The sequence below is a fragment of the Curvibacter sp. GW821-FHT01G03 genome, from assembly GCF_059422285.1.
Genome location: NZ_JBWKWP010000006.1, coordinates 1 through 19,191, shown reverse-complemented (window position 1 = coordinate 19,191; position 19,191 = coordinate 1). Strand labels below are relative to the sequence as shown.

Annotated in this window: 19 protein-coding genes; 11 read left to right on the top strand and 8 right to left on the bottom strand. The window is 67.1% G+C overall.

Annotation, left to right across the window (positions count from 1 at the left end; translation table 11 throughout):
- Positions 1–144 precede the first annotated feature (144 nt).
- Complete coding sequence (locus tag AC07VS_RS09570) at positions 145–549, top strand: RHS repeat-associated core domain-containing protein (protein ID WP_494750958.1); 405 nt, start codon at positions 145–147, stop codon at positions 547–549.
- Between the two features lie 19 nt (positions 550–568).
- On the opposite strand, the gene AC07VS_RS09565 is transcribed toward AC07VS_RS09570, so the two are convergent.
- A complete protein-coding gene (locus AC07VS_RS09565; protein WP_494750835.1) occupies positions 569–1,993 on the bottom strand; it encodes an FAD-binding oxidoreductase in 1,425 nt (474 codons plus the stop codon).
- A gap of 213 nt (positions 1,994–2,206) precedes the next feature.
- On the opposite strand from AC07VS_RS09565, the gene AC07VS_RS09560 reads away from it, so the two are divergent.
- Both AC07VS_RS09560 and AC07VS_RS09555 read left to right on the top strand, forming a co-directional pair.
- On the top strand, positions 2,207–2,767 hold the full coding sequence (locus AC07VS_RS09560; protein ID WP_492349507.1) for a cob(I)yrinic acid a,c-diamide adenosyltransferase: 561 nt from the start codon (positions 2,207–2,209) through the stop codon (positions 2,765–2,767).
- A 12-nt stretch (positions 2,768–2,779) separates the two neighbouring features.
- Positions 2,780–3,679, top strand: coding sequence for a LysR substrate-binding domain-containing protein (locus AC07VS_RS09555; protein ID WP_494750834.1), 900 nt, complete (start codon positions 2,780–2,782; stop codon positions 3,677–3,679).
- Between the two features lie 33 nt (positions 3,680–3,712).
- Here the strand turns inward: AC07VS_RS09555 and AC07VS_RS09550 are convergent, their stop codons facing one another.
- Together AC07VS_RS09550 and AC07VS_RS09545 are read right to left on the bottom strand one after the other, a co-directional pair.
- Positions 3,713–4,123: an META domain-containing protein gene (locus AC07VS_RS09550; protein ID WP_492349509.1), complete on the bottom strand. Its 411-nt coding sequence runs from the start codon at positions 4,121–4,123 to the stop codon at positions 3,713–3,715.
- A gap of 78 nt (positions 4,124–4,201) precedes the next feature.
- On the bottom strand, positions 4,202–5,419 hold the full coding sequence (locus tag AC07VS_RS09545; RefSeq protein ID WP_494750833.1) for a D-amino acid dehydrogenase: 1,218 nt from the start codon (positions 5,417–5,419) through the stop codon (positions 4,202–4,204).
- Positions 5,420–5,725: 306 nt separating this feature from the next.
- Between AC07VS_RS09545 and AC07VS_RS09540 the strand changes: the two genes are divergently transcribed.
- Together AC07VS_RS09540 and AC07VS_RS09535 are read left to right on the top strand one after the other, a co-directional pair.
- Positions 5,726–6,610 (top strand): transporter substrate-binding domain-containing protein, encoded by an 885-nt coding sequence (locus AC07VS_RS09540; RefSeq protein WP_492349511.1) that lies wholly within the window; start codon positions 5,726–5,728, stop codon positions 6,608–6,610.
- A 2-nt stretch (positions 6,611–6,612) separates the two neighbouring features.
- Positions 6,613–7,398, top strand: a complete 786-nt coding sequence (locus tag AC07VS_RS09535) for an aspartate/glutamate racemase family protein (RefSeq protein WP_494750832.1) — start codon at positions 6,613–6,615, stop codon at positions 7,396–7,398.
- Here the strand turns inward: AC07VS_RS09535 and AC07VS_RS09530 are convergent.
- Positions 7,386–8,333, bottom strand: a complete 948-nt coding sequence (locus AC07VS_RS09530) for a CysB family HTH-type transcriptional regulator (RefSeq protein ID WP_494750831.1) — start codon at positions 8,331–8,333, stop codon at positions 7,386–7,388. The two genes, AC07VS_RS09535 and AC07VS_RS09530, sit on opposite strands and share 13 nt — an antisense overlap.
- Before the next feature lie 204 nt (positions 8,334–8,537).
- Here AC07VS_RS09530 and AC07VS_RS09525 point away from each other — a divergent pair, with 204 nt between their 5' ends.
- Positions 8,538–9,692: an ABC transporter substrate-binding protein gene (locus AC07VS_RS09525; RefSeq protein ID WP_494655900.1), complete on the top strand. Its 1,155-nt coding sequence runs from the start codon at positions 8,538–8,540 to the stop codon at positions 9,690–9,692.
- A 41-nt stretch (positions 9,693–9,733) separates the two neighbouring features.
- Here the strand turns inward: AC07VS_RS09525 and AC07VS_RS09520 are convergent, their stop codons facing one another.
- Both AC07VS_RS09520 and AC07VS_RS09515 read right to left on the bottom strand, forming a co-directional pair.
- The gene (locus tag AC07VS_RS09520) at positions 9,734–10,285 is read right to left on the bottom strand and encodes a superoxide dismutase family protein (protein ID WP_494750830.1); all 552 of its coding nucleotides are present in this window, start codon (positions 10,283–10,285) and stop codon (positions 9,734–9,736) included.
- 101 nt (positions 10,286–10,386) lie between these two features.
- Positions 10,387–11,676: a solute carrier family 23 protein gene (locus AC07VS_RS09515; protein ID WP_494750829.1), complete on the bottom strand. Its 1,290-nt coding sequence runs from the start codon at positions 11,674–11,676 to the stop codon at positions 10,387–10,389.
- A 210-nt stretch (positions 11,677–11,886) separates the two neighbouring features.
- On the opposite strand from AC07VS_RS09515, the gene AC07VS_RS09510 reads away from it, so the two are divergent.
- A complete protein-coding gene (locus AC07VS_RS09510; protein WP_492349517.1) occupies positions 11,887–12,753 on the top strand; it encodes an HDOD domain-containing protein in 867 nt (288 codons plus the stop codon).
- 3 nt (positions 12,754–12,756) lie between these two features.
- Here AC07VS_RS09510 and AC07VS_RS09505 read toward each other — a convergent pair whose 3' ends face one another.
- Positions 12,757–13,776: an Rpn family recombination-promoting nuclease/putative transposase gene (locus AC07VS_RS09505; RefSeq protein ID WP_494750828.1), complete on the bottom strand. Its 1,020-nt coding sequence runs from the start codon at positions 13,774–13,776 to the stop codon at positions 12,757–12,759.
- A gap of 180 nt (positions 13,777–13,956) precedes the next feature.
- Between AC07VS_RS09505 and AC07VS_RS09500 the strand changes: the two genes are divergently transcribed.
- Positions 13,957–16,086 (top strand): acetoacetate--CoA ligase, encoded by a 2,130-nt coding sequence (locus AC07VS_RS09500; protein WP_494750827.1) that lies wholly within the window; start codon positions 13,957–13,959, stop codon positions 16,084–16,086.
- A 28-nt stretch (positions 16,087–16,114) separates the two neighbouring features.
- Here the strand turns inward: AC07VS_RS09500 and AC07VS_RS09495 are convergent, their stop codons facing one another.
- Positions 16,115–17,005, bottom strand: a complete 891-nt coding sequence (locus AC07VS_RS09495; RefSeq protein ID WP_492349520.1) for a DMT family transporter — start codon at positions 17,003–17,005, stop codon at positions 16,115–16,117.
- A 130-nt stretch (positions 17,006–17,135) separates the two neighbouring features.
- Between AC07VS_RS09495 and minC the strand changes: the two genes are divergently transcribed.
- From minC to minE, 3 genes are read left to right on the top strand one after another with little or no spacing between them, the layout of a single operon-like run.
- A complete protein-coding gene (minC, locus tag AC07VS_RS09490; protein ID WP_494750826.1) occupies positions 17,136–17,891 on the top strand; it encodes a septum site-determining protein MinC in 756 nt (251 codons plus the stop codon).
- A 49-nt stretch (positions 17,892–17,940) separates the two neighbouring features.
- Positions 17,941–18,756: a septum site-determining protein MinD gene (gene minD, locus AC07VS_RS09485; RefSeq protein ID WP_492349522.1), complete on the top strand. Its 816-nt coding sequence runs from the start codon at positions 17,941–17,943 to the stop codon at positions 18,754–18,756.
- Positions 18,757–18,759: 3 nt separating this feature from the next.
- Positions 18,760–19,020 (top strand): cell division topological specificity factor MinE, encoded by a 261-nt coding sequence (gene minE, locus AC07VS_RS09480; RefSeq protein ID WP_019573655.1) that lies wholly within the window; start codon positions 18,760–18,762, stop codon positions 19,018–19,020.
- The last annotated feature ends 171 nt before the right edge of the window (positions 19,021–19,191 follow it).

The window sequence follows — 19,191 nt, the reverse complement described above, 5'->3', positions numbered from 1 at the left end:
GGATCCCCGCGGCCTCTGTCCCTTCTGCTTGGCGATACCGCTTGTGGCAGGTGGCATTACGGCTACAGACCTTGCGATAGGGATTGGTGGCGCTGGAGCATTGATCGGTCTTGACCGCCTTCAAAGTTCAGGGCTACCGCCAGGATTTATTCCCGGAGACAAAGGCGCGGAACAATCACTAATTGCTTAACCCACTACGCAGAGAAGGCCAACGTACCCGAAGGCCTGCGCAAGAACGGGCAGGACTACAGGATCATCACCGACCAGATCGGCAGCGTGCGCCTGGTGGTCAACGCCCAGAGCGGGGAGGAAATGCAGCGCATCGACTACGACGAATGGGGCCAGATCGTGCTGGACACGAACCCCGGCTTCCAGTCCTTCGGGTTTGCGGGCGGGCTGTATGACGCCGACACCGGGCTGACGCGATTTGGGGCGCGGGACTATGACGCGCAGACGGGGCGGTGGACGGCGAAGGATCCGATCTTGTTTGGGGGCTTCACCCGCGGCGGCGTCTCGCCATTTGCCCGGTCCGATAATCTTGCGTCATGACGACAACTGACGGTGGCGATCAAAGCGAGAAAATTTTGCCCGGGTTCAGGATGTTCTTGGGGTCGAGCGCACGTTTGATGGTGCGCATCATGTCGACCGCGCCGGCGCCGGTCTCGTCGAGCAGAAAGCCCATCTTGTGCAGGCCCACGCCATGTTCGCCGGTGCAGGTGCCGCCCAGCTGCAGCGCCCGGGTGACGAGCTTGTGGTTGAGCTCTTCGGCCTTGGCGCGTTCTTCGGCGCTGTCGGGGTCGATCAGGTAGCCGAAGTGGAAGTTGCCGTCGCCCACGTGGCCCACCAGGAAGTAGGGGATGCCACTGGCGTCGGTCTCGGTCACCGAGTCGAGCAGGCAGTCGGCCAGGCGGCTGATGGGCACGCAGGTGTCGGTGGAGATGGCCTTGCAGCCCGGGCGCGACTGCACGGCGGCAAAGTAGGCGTTGTGCCGCGCCGTCCACAGGCGGGTGCGTTCTTCAGGGGTGCTGGCCCATTCGAAGGCGTTGCCACCGAACTCGCTGGCGATCTCCTGCACGGTTTCGGCCTGCTCCTTGACGCTGGTGGGCGAGCCGTGGAACTCCATCAACAGCATGGGTTCTTCGCGCAGGCCCAGCTTGGAGTACTGGTTGACCATGCGCACGGTGTGGTGGTCGATCAGCTCGACACGGGCAATCGGCACGCCCAGCTGGATGGTCTGGATGGTGGTGCGCACCGCCGCCTCGATGCTCGGGAACGAGCAGATGGCGGCCGACACGGCCTCGGGCAGGGGGTACAGACGCACGGTGATCTCGGTGATCACGCCCAGGGTGCCTTCGCTGCCTACCATCAGGCGGGTCAGGTCGTAGCCGGCGCTGCTCTTCTTGGCGCGGGTGCCGGTGCGGATGACCTCGCCGCTGGCGGTGACCACTTCCAGGGCCAGCACGTTTTCGCGCATGGTGCCGTAGCGCACGGCGTTGGTGCCGCTGGCACGGGTGGCGGTCATGCCGCCGATGGTGGCGTCGGCCCCCGGGTCGATGGGAAAGAACAGGCCGGTGGCCTTGATCTCTTCATTGAGCTGTTTGCGCGTGATGCCGGGTTGCACGGTCACGGTCAGGTCTTCGGCGTTCACGCTGAGCACCCGGTTCATGCGGCTGACATCGAGGCTGATGCCCCCTTGCACGGCCAGCAGGTGGCCTTCGAGCGAGGAGCCCACGCCGAACGGGATCACCGGCACCTCGAACTGGCTGGCCAGGCGCACGGCATCGGCCACGTCGGTGGTGCTTTCGGCAAACACCACGGCCGCCGGCGGCGGCACCTGGAACGAGGACTCGTCGCGGCCGTGCTGTTCACGCACCACCAGGGCGGTGCTGCACTGCTCGCCAAAGCGGGCCTTGAGGGCATCGATCAGGGCGGCGGGCACGTCGCGCTGCTGTACTTCGGGCAGCAGGTGCAGGGGGGCGGTGGGGGCGTTCATGGTGTCTCCAGTACGGCTTGAATAGGGGGCCGGGTGCGGCCAGCCTGCCATTCTAGGAGCGTGGGCGGCTTCCTGCCGAGCCCGGGGGCTGATGGCCTGGCGCTGCGGCGAGGGACGGCGATCTCGCGCAAAATCGAGGACCCGACAGCCGGTCGGCCCGCCCCCACGCCGGGCGTGGCCCCGCGCTTTTTCAACGTTTGCAAGGACCCCCGCATGGCCAACCGCCTGACCCAGATCGCCACCCGCACCGGAGACAACGGCACCACCGGCCTGGGCGACAACACCCGGGTGTCCAAAAACAGCCTGCGCGTGCATGCCATGGGCGATGTGGACGAGCTCAACTCGCACATCGGCCTGCTGCTCAGCGAGAGCCTGCCCGAGGCGGTGCGCGAGCTGCTGACCGATATCCAGCACCAGTTGTTCAACCTGGGCGGCGAGCTGTCGATCCCGGGCTTCGAGCTGCTCAAGGCCGAGGCCGTGCTGCAGCTCGATGAGGCGCTGGCGCGCTTCAATGGCGAGTTGCCGCGACTGCAGGAGTTCATCCTGCCGGCCGGCCGGCGCAGCGCCGCCCAGGCCCATGTGTGTCGCACCGTGGCGCGCCGCGCCGAGCGTGCGGTGGTGGCGCTGGGCAATGAAGAGGCCCTGAAGGACACGCCGCGCCAGTACCTGAACCGCTTGTCAGACCTGATGTTCGTGCTGGCCCGGGTGCTCAACCGGGTGGATGGCGGCGACGACGTCTACTGGAAGAGCGAACGCCTGCAGCGCGGCAGCTGAGCCGGGGGCCCCATGCGCCTGCGCCACATCGAGGTCTTCAATGCCATCATGCTGACCGGCAGCGTGAGCGCGGCGGCCCGGCTGATCAACATCACCCAGCCCGCCGTCAGCCGCACCCTGCAGCATGCCGAGATCCAGCTTGGCTTTGCGCTGTTCCAGCGCGCCAAGGGTCGGCTCACCCCGACCACCGAGGCGCTGACGCTGTTCCCGCACATCGAGCGCCTGTTTGCCCAGCTCGACGAGGTGCAGCGCCTGGCCACCAGCCTGCGCGGTGGCCAGGTGGCCGGCGAGCTGCGCATCGTCTCGGTGCTGGCGCTGAGCTACGACATCCTGCCCCGCGCCTTGGCCCGTTTCAAGAAGAAGCACCCCGACATCGTGGTCAGTGTCGAGGCTCTGCATTCGCCCCAGATCATCTCCAGCCTGATGTTGCAGGAGGCCGATGTGGGCTTTGTCTTCAGCACGCTCAGCCACCCGTCCCTGACCCACGAGCCGCTGGCCGAATGCGCCATGGTGTGCGTGGTGCCCAAGGGGCTGCTGCCGGTGCGCAAGCTGCGCCAGGCTCAGCTGAGCCTGGCCGACCTGGTGGACGTGCCGGTGATCAACCTCGATGCCCGCGATCCGGTGGGCACGCGCCTGAGCCAGGCCTGCCGCGAGGCCGGCGTGGGCCTGACCTCCTACGTCACGGTGCAGACCTACCATGCCGCGTTGGCCATGGCCCACCACGGCTTGGGCGTGGCCCTGGTGGACGCCTGCACGGCCGTGTCGGCCGACCGCAGCAAGGTCGATGTGCTGGCGCTGGAGCCCGCCATCGCTGTTCCGGTGCAGGCCCTGCGCCTGGCCGACAAGCCTGGTTCGGTGCTGGTGCGGGCCATCACCGAAGAGATGCAGCAGGCCATCCGTCAGGCCTTGTGAGGCGCTGCGGGGTGGGGGGAGGCCGGGCGAGCCTCAGGGCGCGGGTCGCAAGCTTTGCAACACCTGCCCCTGGGCATCCAGCAGCAGCAGGCGACCGCCTTCGAGGCGGGCCGAGCGGGTGGCCTCCAGGCTGGCCAGGAAGGGGCCCTCCTGCTCCCCGCCCGGGGTCAGGCACATCATGCGGGTGGCCGCCAGTGGGCCCACGCGCAGCTGACCCTGTTCGATGCGCCAGCGCCCGCTGAACCGGTTGCAGCCCCCAAAGCCGCTGGCCTGGCCACTGGCGTCCAGCCGCAACTGGGTGGGCGGATTGCCGTCGCCCAGCCAGCGGGTGTCGCCCAGCTCGGGCAGGGCAGGGGCCTGGGCGCAGGCGCTCAGCAGCGTGGCGGTGGTGGCCAGCGCCAGCAGGGCGCCAAGACGGGATCGACGAGAAGATGGATGGGCCATGGGCACCTCACAAAGCACGTGACAGCACGTTCAAGCGCGCATTCTGGCACCGGCGGCAGGGCCCGGATCAGGCCGGGATCAGGCGCGCAAGGCCTCGCAGAGCTGGCGTGCGGTGCCAAAGGCCAGCGTGAAGCCCAGCGCACCGTGGCCGGTGTTCATCCACAGGTTGTCGGGGCCCTTCGGCAGGCGGCCGACGATCGGCAGGCCGGTGGGTGTGGCCGGTCTCAGGCCGCACCAGGCCTGGACGTCACTGAAGTCCTGGCAGCCCGGAAACACCTGAGCGGTGGATTGGCACAGGCTGGTGATGCGCTCGGCCGGAATGTCGCGGCCATAGCCCACCAGTTCGACCATGCCGGCCACGCGCAGGCGCTCGCCCAGGCGGGCGAACACCACCTTGCGGGCACTGTCGGTCACACTGACCCGTGGGGCCTGGGCCGGATCCCGGCCCACCGGCAGGGTGATGCTGTAACCCTTGAGCGGGTAGACCGGCAGCGGCAGGCCCAGTGGGCGGCACAGCGCCACGCTGGCGGCCCCCAGGGCCAGCACAAAGTGGTCGGCCTGCACCGGCCCCTGGGCCGTGTGGGCGGCCACCACGCGGCCACCGGCCAGCTCCAGCCGGGTCACGGGGCGGCCGTAGCGGCGCTCGGCACCGCGCTGCGCCAGCGCCTGGTCCAGCGCCTGGCACACCTTGAGGCAATCCGCGGCGCTTTCGCTGGGGGTGTAGACCGCGCCGGCCATGGCGCTCTGGTAGCGGGCCAGTGCGGGCTCCAGGGCCACGCATTCCGCGGGCGAGACCAGGCGCTGGGCGGCGCCGCCCAGGCGGGCCTGCAGCTCGATCTGCTGCGCCGCCCCTTGCAGCCCGGCCTCGGTGGGGTAGAGCACCAGCTTGCCCGGTGTGCTGTGGTCGCAGTCGGGCCGCAGATCGGCCAGCATGTGCTCGAAGCCCTCGCGGCTGCGCGCGGCCAGGCCCAGCAAGGTGGCGGTGCTGCGTTCCGAGCGCGGGCGGTTGCAGGCGGCCATGAAGCTCAGCCCCCAGGCCCATTGGTGCAGGTCGGCCTGCAGGCGAAACTTCAGCGGCGAATCGGCGGCCAGCAGCAGCTTGGGCAACTGCCCCCAGATCGACGGGTCTGCCAGGGGTTGCACGTAGGAGTAGCTGAGCTGGGCCCCATTGCCGCCGCTGGCCCCCTGGCCCACCGCATCGGCCGCGTCGAGCAGGGTCACACGATGGCCTTCCTGCTGCAGAGAATAGGCGGCGGCCAGCCCGGTGATGCCGGCGCCAAGCACACAGACGTGCATGAGCGATCCTTCTGTTCTGTTGGGTTCAAGACTGCTGCCAATGTAGGGCGCACCAGGCGCCCGCGCTCATGCCAATCGAGGCCGGGGCCATGCAGCGAGGTTATGGGGCACCAACGGTGCTCAGGGCCTGGCCAGCTTGGGGCTGGCGGGTCTGCTCAGGGCTTTCCCGCTGCGGCAGCAGGTCCATTACCTTTTGTAATGCCCATGCCGTGAAAAGGAATTACCGCCCAGGGCGCAGGCCTTCCTACACTGGGCCTTCACGGTTCGCCCTTCCATTCATCCCTCACCCCCTCTAGAGGTCTGCTCATGAAAATGGTCCCCCTGCTGCTCACTGCTGCCACCCTGGTCACGGGCTCTGCCCTGGTGCAGGCCGATACCCTGGAGAAGATCGCGGCCTCCGGCAAGATCACCCTGGCCTACCGGGAATCGTCGGTGCCCTTCAGCTACCTGGATGGCCCCTCCAAGCCCATCGGCTTTGCCGTGGACATGTCCAATGCGGTGGCCGACGCGGTGCGCAAGCAGCTCAAGAAGCCCGATCTGCAGATCGAGTGGCAGCCGGTGACCTCGCAGAACCGCATCCCGCTGATCATGAATGGCACGGTCGATCTGGAGTGCGGTTCGACCACCAACAACACAGCGCGTGGCAAGGACGTGGCCTTTGCCATCAACCACTTCTACACCGGCACCCGGCTGCTGGTCAAAAAGGGCTCGGGCATCAAGGACTACGCCGACCTGGCCGGCAAGAACGTGGCCACCACCACCGGCACCACCAACCTGCAGGTGTTGCGCAAGTACAGCACCGAGAAGAACCTGAACTTCAACATGCTCTTCGGCAAGGACCACGCCGACTCGTTCTTGCTGGTGGAGTCGGGCCGGGCGCTGGCCTTCGGCATGGATGACATCCTGCTGTTCGGGCTCAAGGCCAACGCCAAGAACCCGGACGAGTTCGAGGTGGTGGGCGAGTCGCTGCAGGTCGAGCCCTATGCCTGCATGCTGCGCAAGGACGACGTCGGCTTCAAGCACCTGGTCGATGGCGTGATCGGCGGGATGATGAAGAGCGGCGAGTTCGAGAAGCTCTACACCAAGTGGTTCATGCAGCCCATCCCGCCGCGCGGCGTGCCCCTGGGCCTGCCCATGAGCCCGCAGCTCAAGGACAACCTGAAAGCCCTGAGCGACAAGCCCGCCGTCTGATCATGGGACCTGCATTGCTCTCTGCGCCGCAGGTGGTCGGCATTCTGGGCGGCATGGGGCCGGCGGCAGGGGCCGATTTCGTGCGCCTGTTTGTCGAAGCCTGCTCGCGTCAGCTGCAGGCCCTGGGCCGAGGCGTGCAGGACCAGGCTTTTCCGGAGCATTGGCTGGCCCAGGTGCCGGTGCCGGACCGCACCGGGGCCTTGCTGAACCGCGACAACGGGGCGCACCAGCCACTGGAGCCCATGCTGCAGGCGCTGGGGCGGCTGGCCGCCCTGGGCGCGCGCAGCGTGGCCATGGCCTGCAACACGGCGCATGCCTGGCACGGGCGGCTGCAGGAGCGTTTTCCGCAACTGGAGTTGCTGCACGTGGCGCAGGAGGTGGCACAGGCCCTGCAGGCCCGTGGTGCCCGGCAGGCCATTCTGCTGGCCACCGAGGGCACGTACCGCAGTGGGTTGTATGAGCAGGCGCTGGCGCAGGCGGGGATTGCACTGATCCTGCCCGAGCAGGCCCAGCGCGAGCGCCTGATGCAGGGCATCTACGAGGGGGTCAAGCGCGGCGACCGGTTGTTGGCGCAGGCCTGTTTTGCCGAGGTGGCCGGGGCCCTGCTGCAGCGCCACGGCGACCAGCCGCTGCTGATGGCCTGCACCGAGATCCCGCTGGCCTTGCCCGGGGCCCCCGAGGTGGCGGGCGCCACCTTGATCGATCCGGCCCAGGTGCTGGCGCAGGCGCTGGCCGGACGGGCTTACGGGGTGTCTGACGTGCCGGCGGCCTCGTTTCAGATTTCGTAGTCGGCGCTGGTGCCTGATTCGTCCTGCAGGGCCTTTTCCACGATGGCGCGGCTCAGCGTCGGCGCAAACGACTCGATGAAGGCGTACACATAGCCGCGCAGGTAGCTGCCGCGGCGCACGGCCAGCCGGGTCAGGTTGATGCCGAACAGGTGGCCGGCGTCGATGGCGCGCAGGCCGGTGTCGCGTTCGGCCTCGTAGGCGATCGAGGCCACGATGCCGGCGCCCATGCCCAGCTCCACATAGGTCTTGATCACGTCGGCATCCATCGCGCTGAGCACGATGTGGGGCGCGAGCTTGCGCTGGGTGAAGGCCTCGTCGATGTGGGTGCGGCCGGTGAACCCGTTGTCGTAGGTGATCAGGGGCCAGGCGGCCAGGCGCTCCAGGGTCAGGGGGGCGTCCAGCAGCGGGTGGCCGGGCGGCACCAGCACCGAGTGGGTCCAGCGGTAGCAGGGCAGGGCGACCAGGGCCTCGTACTGGGCCAGGGCCTCGGTGGCGATGCCCACATCGGCCTCGCCCGACAGCAGCATCTCGGCCACCTGACGCGGTGAACCCTGGTGCAGGTTGAGCTTGACGTTCGGAAACTGCTGGCGGAACTCCTGCACCGCCGCCGGCAGGGCGTAGCGGGCCTGCGAGTGGGTGGCCGCGATCGAGAGCTGGCCGTTCTGTTGGGCCACGAACTCCTGCCCCGCCTTGCGCAGGTTGGCGCTGTCGAGCAGGATGCGCTCGATGATGGGCAGCACATGCTGGCCCGGGTCGGTCAGGCCGGTCAGGCGCTTGCCGGCGCGCACAAACAATTCAATCCCCAGTTCCTCTTCCAGCTCGCGGATCTGGCGGCTCACACCGGGCTGCGAGGTGTGCAAGGCGTTGGCCACCTCGGTCAGGTTGAAGCCGCAGCGCACGGTTTCGCGAACGGAGCGCAGTTGCTGAAAGTTCATTTTTTGAAGGGCTGAGGGCTTTTAAATAAGGAAAAGTAATTATTCGGTCGTTTGATACAACGTCCAAATACATAAAAGTGACATGCATATGGTGTGCGCGGGCTTGGCTTCAGGGCGGGGCGGGCATTGCGGGCCATCCCCAATGACGACATACGGGCTCAAATGGCAGACTGGGGGTTTAGATCTGATTCTTCAAAGCCTGGTATGTCTCAACGCCGTCAATTTCTGTCCCTTGCTCCCCGGCTGTTGGCCGCTACCGCGGCGCCGGCCTTGATCGGCTTGGCGCGGGCGCAGGAGGGGGTGTCCGGCCGCAGTGTGGTGATCGGCTCTTCGGCGGCCCTGTCGGGCCCGCTGGCCGCCTTGGGGCAGGATCTCAAGCTGGGCATCGATGCCGCCATGGCGCAGATCAATGCCCGTGGCGGGGTGCAGGGGCGCAGCCTGCAGTTGCAGATGGTGGACGACGCCTATCAGCCCAACCGCACCCTGGACAATGTGCGCAAGATGGCCGGCGACGGGGGCGTGCTGGCCCTGTTGTCCTGCGTGGGCACCCCCAACAACACGGCCATCCTGCCCGTCATCGAGGACAACGGCTTGCCGTATGTGGCGCCGCTGAGCGGTGCCAGCTCGCTGCGCAAGGCCGGCAGCCGCAACCTGTTCCATGTGCGTGCCAGCTACACCGACGAGACGCAGCGCCTGATCCAGCGCCTGGGCTCGATGGGCCTCAACGGGCTGGCCATCGTCTACCTGGACAACGGTTTCGGTCGCGAGGTGCTGGGCGATGCCCTCAAGGCCATGGAGGGCCAGGGCATGAAGGCGGTGGCCCAGGTGGCGCTGGACACGGCGGGCAAGAACCTGACCGAAGTGGTGAACCAGGTGCTGGCGGCCAAGCCCAGTGCGGTGTTCATGGCCACGGCAGGGGCCGTGTCCCAGGCCTTGGTGACGGGCTTGCGCAAGCCCTCGCCGTCCATGCCCGTGGTCGGCCTCAGCGTGGCACTGAGCAACGAAGGCGTGAAGGCGCTCGGGCCCCTGGGCAGCGGCGTGGCGCTGACCATGGTGTTTCCCGACCCGAACCGGGCCAAGATCGCGGTGGTGCGTGACTACCAGGCGGCCATGCGGGCCGCGGGACAGAGCGAATTCTCACCGGGCAGTTTTGAGGGCTACATCAACACCCGGGTGTTGGCCGAAGGCCTGGACCGGGCTGGCAAGGACGTCAACCGGGCCCGCCTGCGCTCGGCGCTGGCCGGGGTGCGCGGGCTCGACCTGGGGGGCTTTGTGGTCGACTTCGGCAGTGCGCCTTATGTCGGCTCGCACTACGTCGAGCTGGGGGTGCTGGGGGCTTCGGGCCGCTTCGTGGGCTGACGCCCCCAAGAGAGGGGGCGCGGGCGGCCGTCGCCCGGGGCTCAGCCGGCCTGGATCACGGCACAGGCCACGCGCGGGCCGGAGTTGCCGGTGGGCTGGGTGGTGTAGTCGTCCGGGTCGCGGTGCACGATCAGGCCTTTGCCGACGATGCTCTGCGGGCCGGCCACCAGGGTGATGCCGCGGCTTTCGAAGTCCACCCGGGCCACGCCCTGGGCGTCGGCCTTGAGCACGGGCAGGTCGCCCACGTGGTGGGCGCCGGCATCGTGCCGGCCATGGGCACTGCCGCCCGGGTTGAAGTGGCCGCCGGTGCTCATGCCGTCGCCACTGCTGCAGTCCCCTTTTTCGTGCACATGAAAGCCATGCTCTGCATTCGGCTTGAGGCCGGTGATCTGGCCGCTCACGCGCACCCCATCGCCGCTCTGGCTGAAGCTCAGGCGGCCGCTGACGTTGTTGCCCCGGGTGGGTTGCAGATCGGCCACGGCCCGAGGACCGGTCGGGGCGCTGGCACAGCCGGCCAGGGCCAGCGCCAGCAAGGTGGCGCCGCCGAACAGGCGGGCAAGACGGGAACGTGCTGTCGAGGCTGTCGGGGTCATGGGAATCCTCCTGAGGTGTGGAGGCCCGAGGGTAGCGCAATCGGCGTGCGCAGGGGGCAGGGTGCCCCCATGCCCCGGCCAGGCAGGCCGGGGACGCTTGCTCAGGCCGAACGCCGGTTCAGCAGGGCGTACAGACCGATGGCGCCAAAGGTGGCGGTGCCGATGCCGCCCAGGCCGAAGTCACCGAACTTCAGGGTGAAATCGCCGGTGCCCAGGATCAGGGTCACGGCGGCCACGATCAGGTTCTTGTTGTCGGAGAAGTCAACCTTGTTGTCCACCCAGATCTTGGCCCCGGCCACGGCGATCAGGCCGAACACCACGATGGACACCCCGCCCATCACGGGCAACGGGATGGCCTGGATCACGGCCCCGAACTTGGGGCTGAAGCCCAGCACCACGGCCAGCACGGCGGCGCAGGCGAACACGGCGGTGGAGTAGATCTTCGTGGCGGCCATCACGCCGATGTTCTCGGCATAGGTGGTCACGCCGGTACCGCCCGCGCTGCCCGAAAGCATGGTGGCCACACCGTCACCGATGAAGGCCCGGCCCATGTAGGCATCCAGATTCTTGCCGGTCATGGCGGTCACGGCCTTGATGTGTCCCAGGTTTTCGGCCACCAGGATGATGGCCACCGGGGCGATCAGCAGCAGGGCATTGGCGCTGAACACCGGGCTGGTGAAACCGGGCAGGCCCAGCCAGGCTGCGTTGGCCACGCCCGACAGGTCAAGCGGCTTGCCCAGGCCCAGGCCATTGGTCAACACCGCGTAGATCACGCTGGCCACGATCAGGCCCACCAGGATCAGCAGGCGCTGCAGCATGCCGCGTGTCAGCACGGCGACCAGGCCCACGCTGACAAAGGTCACGGCCTGCATCCAGCTGTCGAAGTTGCTGGCCGCCATGTTCTTGATGGGCACGCTGGCCAGGTTCAGGCCGATCACGGCCACCACAGCACCGGTGACGACCGGCGGCATCAGGCGTTCGATCCAGCGCGTGCCCACGGCCTGCACCAGGGCGCCAATGGCGGTGTAGACCGCGCCACAGGCCACGATGCCGCCCAGCGCCACCGCCATGCCGGCGTTCGGGCCCTTGCCGGCATAGCCGGAGGCCGCGATCACCACGCCGATGAAAGCAAAGCTTGATCCGAGGTAGCTGGGCACCTTGCCGCCGGTGATCAGAAAGAACACCAGCGTCCCGATGCCGCTCATCAGAATCGCAATGTTGGGGTCGAAGCCCGTCAGGATCGGGGCCAACACGGTGGCGCCGAACATGGCGATCACGTGCTGTACCCCCATCAGCGCGGTCTGCCCCCAGGGCAGCCGTTCATCCGGGCCGATCACCCCTCCCTGCTGCAACACCTCGGGGCTGCGCAGCCGCCAGTCGAATAGTCCCATGCTGAAATCCTGTCTGCTTGGTTAGAAATGCGGCGAATGCTAGCAGGGAGATGGGCGGTAAATGGCAGGGGCAGTACGGAGTGTTCGCGCTTTGACAAACGTGATAGGCGTTTGACCCAGCAGTGGTTTTTGTGCTGGTTCTGTTAACAAATTGATACGACAATCGGGGCTCTTGCGCCAACCAGCGACGGGCCTCCAGCCCGCCACCTTGTGACTTCCAAGCTGCCCATTCCCGACATCGAAGCTGCCCGCCGCAACCCGGCTGTGCGCGACATCCTGATCCCTCCTTGCCCGGAGCTGCTGGTGCGTCTGCAACAGGCGGTCTCCCAACGCGAGCCCGATGTGGAGGAGATTTCCCAGGTGGCCGCCGCCGATGTGGCCATGGCCGCCGCCTTGATCCGCCAGGCCAACAGTCCGCTGCATGGATTGGCCCAGCCAGTCAACACCGTGGGCATGGCGTTGACGGTGCTGGGGGTTCGGCCTTCGGTGGAGTTGCTGACCGGTTTTCTGGTCACACACGCCTTGCCGGTGCGTTCGGCGCTGCTGGAGCATTTTTGGGAAAGTTCACAGCGCCGCGCCATTGCCTGTGAGCACATCGGGCGCCAGCTCTACAGCCTGGACCCGGGCCTGGGTTACAGCTTCGGGCTGTTCTGCCATGTGGGCATTCCGGTGATGATGCGTGCGGTGCGGGGTTACTCGGGCACGCTGACCGAGGCCCTGGCCCGCAAGGACCGCACCTTCACCCAGACCGAAAACGCCAACCACCGCACCGACCATGCCGTGGTCGGCGCCATCGTGGCGCGCACCTGGCGCCTGTCGGACGAGGTGGCCCAGGCCATCTGGCTGCACCATGATTTTGCCTGCCTGGACGATGAACGCTTCCCGGACACCGTGCGCCACCTGGTGGCCATGGGCCTGATGGCCGAGTACCTGGTGGGTCAGCACGAACTGCTGGCGCCCTCACGCGAGTGGGGTCAGCACGGCGAGACCTGCCTGGCCCACCTTCACGTCAATCAGGATGAGCTCAACCACTGGATTGACGAGTTGCACCCGGCCTTTGAGGCGGTGCATCTGTGAACCTCAGCCGGCCGGGTGCGGGCTTGCGAGCAGGGTTTCCAGGGTCGAAGCGGTGAACAGCTGATCGGCCCAATGCTCCAACTGAGGTGACGTCGCCGACTGAAGGCGCTGGCTGGCCCACGTTGGCAGCGGGCCAAAACGCTGCTCCAGGAGTCGGCTCAGAAGTTGGCTGGCGCCCTGGGACAGGCCTTGGGACAAACCTTGAGACAGGCCTTGGGACATCCCGATCGACTGTCCTTTGGCCAGGCCTTTTTCAATCGCTTCAGTGTAGAGACGCTCCAGGGTTTCTTCGAGCATGGTGGGGCCTTTCAAAAGATCGTCGATCTGATCGAGTTCGGCGGCGGCGATGTCCGGCATTTTGCGCCGGATCAGGCGTCGCAGCCAGAGGTTGATGGTTCGGCGCAGGGCTTGATGTTCAGGGGCCAGCAGGACGTCGCCCACGGCGGCGGCCAAGCGCGCGATGTCGGTTGGCGTATTGCTGCGCTCCAGCTGAAACAGAGCGGCCGCCACATTGCGCGCGCCTGGGGTGGGCGACAGTTGCAGCCGGGTGGCGTCGATCAGGTGGTAGCGCAATTGGGGGCGGAACGGTGCCAGACCCGGCAAGCTGGGGCTGAAGCATTCGGCCACGTTGGTCGGGCTTTTCCAACTGCGGCCACCGTTGTAAAGCACCAGGGGGATCAGGGCAGGTAGCTTGCCCTGCGCCATTTGACCCTCTTTGATCAGGTGCTGAGCCAGCAAGGCCACATAGGCCATCATCCGAACGGCCATCCATTCGTCGGGCTGGCTTTGGAACTCAAGCAACAGGTACACCCAGACCCAATGCGGCCCCACCTTCAGTCGCCACACCATGTCATCGTGGCGCTGCCGGTCGTTGTCGCTCACGTAGCTGGCGTTGACGCGCTCCAGCGTGTCGAATTGAGCGGCTTGCGACCACTCGCCCGGGACGAAGCCGAGCAGCAGATCGCGCACCATCTCGCGGTGTGAGAACAAAAGCTTGTAATGGCTGTCGTGGGCGCTGGTCATGGTGCCTATGGTGGAGACCCGCCAAGGCCTTGTGGGGCGCCAGGGGCCGGAATGCCCGGTCCATCAGATGAGGGGCGCCTTGTCAAACCCGTGACACGCAGGCCGCCAGACCGCGGGACATCCCGGCTGACGGGCGGCCTGGGCCACTGCTACCCTTGGGTCTCAAGGAGACAGCAAGACATGACCATGAGCCCCCCGGGCCCGGCCCCGTTCCGCCCGCAGATGACCCTTTACCGCGAGTGGCTGCAGCGCGAGCGCGGCCTGGCCTTCGACCGCTATGACGCCTTGTGGCGCTGGTCGGTGACCGAACTGGACGCTTTCTGGCAGAGCATCTGGGACTATTTCGAGCTGCAGTCGCCGACCCCGCACGCGGCAGTGCTGGCGCGCAACACCATGCCGGGGGCCGTGTGGTTTCCGGGGGCTCAGGTCAATTACGTGCAGCAGGTGTTCCGCCACGTGCAGCCTGCTCACCAGGCCGGCTTTGCGGCCTGGATCAGCCGCAACGAGAAGGGCGAGCAACGCGAGCTCAGTTGGCCCGAACTGCGCCGTCAGGTGGCGGCCCTGGCCCTGCACCTGCGTGCCCAGGGCGTGCAGCGGGGAGACCGCGTGGCCGCCTATCTGCCCAACATCCCGGAGGCCACGATCGCCTTTCTGGCCACCGCCAGCCTGGGGGCGGTGTGGAGCCTGTGTGCGCCCGACATGGGGACCCATGCGGTGCTCGACCGCTTCAAGCAGATCGAACCCAAGGTGCTGATCGCCTGCGATGGGGTCAGTTACGGCGGGCGCGACCATGACCGCTTGTCGGTGGTGGCTGAATTGCGCCAGGCCCTGCCCAGCGTGCAGCACCTGGTGCTGCACGGCAACCTCGACCCTGCGGCCCAGCTGCCCGGGGCCACGCCCTGGGCGCAAACCCTGGTGGCCGATGCGGCGGCCACCGCAGCCTTCGAGCCCGAGTGGCTGCCCTTCGATCACCCCTTGTGGATCGTCTACTCCAGCGGTACCACCGGCTTGCCCAAGCCCATCGTGCATGGCCATGGCGGCACGGTGCTGGTGGCCCTGGCCCTGAAGACCTTGCACAACGACATCGGCTGCAGCTATGAGGCCAACTCCTGGGGTGAGCGCTACCACTGGTACAGCTCCACCGGCTGGGTGATGTGGAACGCCCAGGTCAGTGGCCTGCTCAGTGGCACCACTTGCGTCACGTTTGACGGCAACCCCGGCGGCAGCCGCGACAAGCCGGACTGGCACACGTTGTGGCGCTTTGCCGCTGAGACCGGGGTCACCTTTTTTGGTGCGGGCGCGGCCTTTTTCGCCAACTGCATGAAGGCCGGGGTGGACCTGCCCTCGGTGGGCGACCTCGGCGCGGTGCGGGCCCTGGGCACCACGGGCTCACCCTTGTCCGAGGAGGTGCAGCGCTGGGGCACGGCACAGTTCCATCAGTTGCGCCAGGCCCGGGCGGCTGCTTCGGGCGAGCACGAGCGAAGCGAGGCCTATGCGCCCGAGGCCGACATCTGGTGGTGCAACATCTCCGGTGGCACCGACTTTGCAGGGGCTTTCATCGGTGGCAACCGCGAACTGCCCCAGGTGCCGGGCCAGATGCAGTGCCGCATGCTGGGCAGTGCGGTCGAGGCCTGGAACGAGCAGGGCCAACCCGTGCAGGGCGAGGTGGGCGAGCTGATCTGCAGCCAGCCCATCCCGTCGATGCCGCTGTTCTTCTGGGGCGATGAGGGCGGGCGGCGTTATCTGTCGAGCTACTTCGACATGTACCCCGCCGGCCATGGCCGGCGGCCCGGGGGGGGCGATGCCGGGCCCGAGGCCGGTGGCGTGTGGCGTCACGGCGACTGGCTGCGCATCGGTGCTGATGGCGGCTGCGTGATCTATGGCCGCTCGGATGCCACCATCAACCGCCATGGCCTGCGCATGGGCACCAGCGAGCTTTACAGCGCGGTCGAGGCCTTGCCCGAGGTGCTCGACTCCATGGTGGTCGACCTCGAGTACCTGGGCCGTGACAGCTACATGCCTTTGTTCGTGGTGTTGCGCGAGGGCCTGACCCTCGATGCCGCGCTGCGCCAGCGTCTCAACGACGCCGTCAAGGTGGCTTTGTCGCCGCGCTTCGTGCCCGACGAGGTCTTTCAGGTGGCCGAGATCCCGCGCACCCTCACCGGCAAGAAGCAAGAGTTGCCCATCAAGAAGTTGCTGCTGGGTCAGCCGATCGACAAAGTCATCAACAAGGACGCCATGGCCAATGCCGCCTGCCTCGACTGGTATGTCGACTTTGCGGCTCGTCGGGCCGCGGCCCATCCGGCCTGAGGGGCGGGTGTCGGGCTGGGCATCGGTTTCATCGCCGGTTCACCAGCACGATGCCCGTGCCCACCAGGGCCAGGGCCCCGACCAGGCCAGGGGTCACCGCTTCGCCGAGCCAGCCGGCCCCCACGGCCAGCGCGAACACCGGGGTCAGGAACACAAAGGCCGACACCTTGGTGGCCGGGTAATGGCCCAGCACCCACATCCACGTCAGGTAGCTGGCAAAGGCCCCGACGACCGCCTGGATGGCCACCGACCCCAGTGCAAACGCGCTGGGCGGCCAGGCCCAGCTTTCGCCCAGGGCCAGCGACACCAGGGGCAGCAAGGCCACCGACACCGCGGTCTGGTAGAACAGTTGTTTTTCAGGCCCCACCCGGCCCAGCGGCGTGCTGCGCAGCACGACGGTGGTCAGCCCCCACATCAGGCCGGCCATCAGTCCGAGCAGATCGCCCAGCCACTGGCCGCCAGGGCCGGCCCCCAATCGTTCGCCCAAGGCGGCCAGGACGCCGCCAAAGGCCAGCACCAGGCCCCCCCACTGCACCCGGCGCAGCCGCTCGGTAGGCAGGAAGCGCGGCAGGATCAGCGCCACCCAGAACGGCGAGGTGTACAAAAACACCGTCAAGCGCGAGGCCGTGGTGTGCTGCAGCCCCACATAGATGCACACGAACTCGCCGGCAAACAGGGCGCCGGCCAACAGACCCCAGCCCAACGCCCCATCGGGCTGGAACAGCGCCACCCCACGCCAGCGACACCAGGCCCAGAGCAGGGCGGCTGCCAGCGCAAAGCGCAGCCAGGCCTGGAACACCGGCGCCATCTCGGGCACCGTGGCCTTCACCAGCACTTGCTGGAAGCCCCAGAACAGACAGCAGGCCAGCAACAGGCTCAGGGCCAGGCCGTCGAGGTGGTTTTTGCGCGTGACACTCATTTTTGGATGATAGGACGTCGTCAATGCATGAGTGGTCACCGAGGTGGCGCTGCCATTCCCGATCAATTGCCAGTGGCCTGCCTTGTGTCGCGCTGTAAACTTGACCCATTTTGCGTACCACAAGCCATCCATGACCGGTGTGACCACGGGCTCTGCCCGCGCCCATTTTGATTTCAAGAGCGCCACCTTGCCCTTGGTGGCCTTGTTGATCAAGACCACCGACGCTGCGGCGCTGGTGGCCGACCTGACACGCCGCCTGAGCGACACGCCCGACTTTTTTTCCAACGACCCGTTGGTCATCGATCTGAGCGCGGTCCGCGACAGCGAGGCTTCGCTCGATTTTCCGGCCCTCATCGCCCTGTTGCGGCGTCACCGGGTACTCCCGGTCGCCGTGCGGGGGGGTAATCCCGAGCAGACCGCGGCCGCTGTGGCGGCCGGTCTGATCGACGTGCCCGAGGTGGTGCTGTCCCAGCGCCATGAGTCGCCCCAGATCGAGGTCCAGGAAGTCGTGCGAGAGGTGATCCGGGAGGTCAAGGTCGAAGTGCCGGTGGCCGGCCCGGGCACCGTGGTGATCGACAAGCCCCTGCGTTCGGGCCAGCAGGTGTATGCGCGTGGCGCCGACATCGTGGTGCTGGCGCTGGTCAGCAATGGCGCCGAGGTGATTGCCGACGGCAACGTGCACGTTTACGCCCCGCTGCGTGGCAAGGCCATCGCCGGCGCCCGCGGCAACACCGAGGCTCGCATCTTCAGCACCTGCCTGGAGCCCGAGCTGGTGTCCATCGCCGGCATCTACCGCACCACCGAAGTGGCCCTGCCGCCCGAAGTGGCCGGCAAGGTTGCCCAGATCCGCCTGGTGGGTGAAAAGCTGCTCATCGAAGCGCTTTGAGCCCGCCCTCATTCAAGCTATTTCTACAAGAACCAAGGACTCGCAACACATGGCCAAGATCGTCGTCGTGACCTCCGGCAAAGGTGGCGTGGGCAAGACCACCACCAGCGCCAGCTTTGCATCCGGCCTCGCCTTGCGCGGCCACAAGACCGCCGTGATCGACTTTGACGTCGGCCTGCGCAACCTCGACCTGATCATGGGTTGCGAGCGTCGCGTGGTGTACGACCTGATCAATGTGATCCACAACGAGGCCAACCTCAACCAGGCCCTGATCAAGGACAAGCAGTGCGACAACCTGTTCGTGCTGGCCGCCTCGCAGACCCGCGACAAGGACGCGCTGACCCAGGACGGCGTCGAGCGCGTGCTCAACGACCTGATCGGCATGGGTTTCGAGTTCATCGTGTGCGATTCGCCGGCCGGCATCGAGACCGGTGCGCTCATGGCCATGCACTTTGCCGACGAGGCCCTGCTGGTGACCAACCCCGAGGTGTCTTCGGTGCGCGACTCGGACCGCATCCTGGGCATGTTGGGCTCCAAGACCAAACGCGCCATCGAAGGCAAGGAGCCCATCAAGGAGCACCTGCTCATCACGCGCTACAACCCCAGCCGTGTCGAAGACGGCCAGATGCTGTCGCTCGAAGACATCCAGGACATCCTGCGCATCAAGCTGATCGGCGTCATCCCCGAGTCCGAGGCTGTGCTGCAGGCCTCCAACCAGGGCACCCCCGCCATCCACGCCCAGGGCACCGATGTGTCCGAGGCCTACAAGGACGTGGTGGCCCGCTTCCTGGGCGAAGACAAGCCGATGCGTTTCGTCGAGGCGGTCAAGCCCGGCTTCTTCAAGCGCATGTTCGGAGGACGTTGACCCATGTCCTTCCTGTCATTCCTGCTCGGTGAAAAGAAGAAGACCGCCAGTGTGGCCAAGGAACGGCTGCAGATCATCCTGGCCCACGAGCGCAGCGGCCGCAGCGCTGCCAGCCCCGACTACCTGCCCGATCTGCAACGCGAACTCGTGGCCGTGATCTCGAAGTACGTCTCCATCAACGCCGACGACATCAAGGTCCACCTCGAACGCCAGGACAACCTCGAAGTCCTCGAAGTCAAGATCGAACTCCCCGACGCGCGCTGAGCCGCCGTTCTCCCTTCAGCAGGCCTGCAACGAAGCGGTCAACCCGCCGCCCGGCCGCCCGAAGGCGGGTTGCGGCCCCCTTGGGGGGCAGGGAACGACACGAAGTGCGCGACCGTGGGGGCCACACCAGCCGGCCGCCGGGCCGCCCCAAGGCCGGCTGCGGCCCCCTCG

Coding starts and splice junctions, on each gene's coding strand:
- AC07VS_RS09565 (WP_494750835.1), bottom strand. CDS start 1,993: ATGAACGCCCCCACCGCCCCCCTGCACCTGCTGCCCGAAGTACAGCAG.
- AC07VS_RS09560 (WP_492349507.1), top strand. CDS start 2,207: ATGGCCAACCGCCTGACCCAGATCGCCACCCGCACCGGAGACAACGGC.
- AC07VS_RS09555 (WP_494750834.1), top strand. CDS start 2,780: ATGCGCCTGCGCCACATCGAGGTCTTCAATGCCATCATGCTGACCGGC.
- AC07VS_RS09550 (WP_492349509.1), bottom strand. CDS start 4,123: ATGGCCCATCCATCTTCTCGTCGATCCCGTCTTGGCGCCCTGCTGGCG.
- AC07VS_RS09545 (WP_494750833.1), bottom strand. CDS start 5,419: ATGCACGTCTGTGTGCTTGGCGCCGGCATCACCGGGCTGGCCGCCGCC.
- AC07VS_RS09540 (WP_492349511.1), top strand. CDS start 5,726: ATGAAAATGGTCCCCCTGCTGCTCACTGCTGCCACCCTGGTCACGGGC.
- AC07VS_RS09535 (WP_494750832.1), top strand. CDS start 6,613: ATGGGACCTGCATTGCTCTCTGCGCCGCAGGTGGTCGGCATTCTGGGC.
- AC07VS_RS09530 (WP_494750831.1), bottom strand. CDS start 8,333: ATGAACTTTCAGCAACTGCGCTCCGTTCGCGAAACCGTGCGCTGCGGC.
- AC07VS_RS09525 (WP_494655900.1), top strand. CDS start 8,538: ATGTCTCAACGCCGTCAATTTCTGTCCCTTGCTCCCCGGCTGTTGGCC.
- AC07VS_RS09520 (WP_494750830.1), bottom strand. CDS start 10,285: ATGACCCCGACAGCCTCGACAGCACGTTCCCGTCTTGCCCGCCTGTTC.
- AC07VS_RS09515 (WP_494750829.1), bottom strand. CDS start 11,676: ATGGGACTATTCGACTGGCGGCTGCGCAGCCCCGAGGTGTTGCAGCAG.
- AC07VS_RS09505 (WP_494750828.1), bottom strand. CDS start 13,776: ATGACCAGCGCCCACGACAGCCATTACAAGCTTTTGTTCTCACACCGC.
- AC07VS_RS09500 (WP_494750827.1), top strand. CDS start 13,957: ATGACCATGAGCCCCCCGGGCCCGGCCCCGTTCCGCCCGCAGATGACC.
- AC07VS_RS09495 (WP_492349520.1), bottom strand. CDS start 17,005: ATGAGTGTCACGCGCAAAAACCACCTCGACGGCCTGGCCCTGAGCCTG.
- minC (WP_494750826.1), top strand. CDS start 17,136: ATGACCGGTGTGACCACGGGCTCTGCCCGCGCCCATTTTGATTTCAAG.
- minD (WP_492349522.1), top strand. CDS start 17,941: ATGGCCAAGATCGTCGTCGTGACCTCCGGCAAAGGTGGCGTGGGCAAG.
- minE (WP_019573655.1), top strand. CDS start 18,760: ATGTCCTTCCTGTCATTCCTGCTCGGTGAAAAGAAGAAGACCGCCAGT.